An 814-nucleotide genomic window follows, 5' to 3' on the forward strand; every position below is an offset into this window, starting at 1 on the left:
TTTTCATAGAGATCTCCCCGATTCAGGTTACGAGAAAATTCTACTTATGAACACACCGGTTTTTCGGGGGGATTACCAAATGACGGCCTCGTCCTCTACAGACTGCGCAGGGTGCGCATTCTGGCACTCAATAACTTCCGCACGCTGCTCACCTGTCAGCCCGGCAAGCCATAAATTTTTCACGATATTTTCTTTGAGCGGGATGTTATAGGTGGCCATGTTCATCCCCTCCCTCAGCTCACCGGTTGGAGCTGCATCTGGCCGGTGCAGCAATGCGAGAGGTTCGAGTGCTTCCTGGGTCAGACGGTTGCCAAGAAGCAGAGCAACGGCTGCTTCAGCAGTATTGTTTGAAGCAACCGGATCAATCTGGAGGCCAACAATCAATAACATCGCATCATCTTTGATGCGGTGATCCAGCCAGTGGTTGACTACCCCCGGCCCATTGCTGTCTGTGTACTCAAGCGCGCAGGTTATGCCACTCTCCTGCCAGGCTTCCTGCCAGATATTTCTGACAGCAGGGAATGGCTGAGATGACGAGACATCGAGGATGACAACAAGCGAAGCGTTCTCCGGAAACTGGTGAACTGGAAGATCGGCAATAAGCTCAGAGAACAAACGTGAGATAACCAATCCAGGAGTATCTTCTGGTTCTGCCGTAATACGGCTCAGCCTCCTGCTTTTTTCGCCTTTCCAGTCCGACTGGGCAATGATAATGCTGTGATTATTGAGCATATCATCAGCGACAGAAAGTTGTTCGTCTTCCTGATGGGCTGTAATAAATGTCGTATTCAATACCTGAAGCGCACGGCGTGCC

General features: G+C 50.7%; 1 protein-coding gene. It reads right to left on the minus strand.

Annotated elements, in window-relative coordinates; genetic code table 11:
* Positions 1-72 precede the first annotated feature (72 nt).
* The coding region (locus FCN80_RS26165) for a hypothetical protein (RefSeq protein WP_230492988.1) at positions 73-814 on the minus strand (742 nt) is incomplete at its 5' end.

This window comes from Martelella alba (genome assembly GCF_005217455.1).
Taxonomy (GTDB): Bacteria; Pseudomonadota; Gammaproteobacteria; order Enterobacterales; family Enterobacteriaceae; genus Acerihabitans.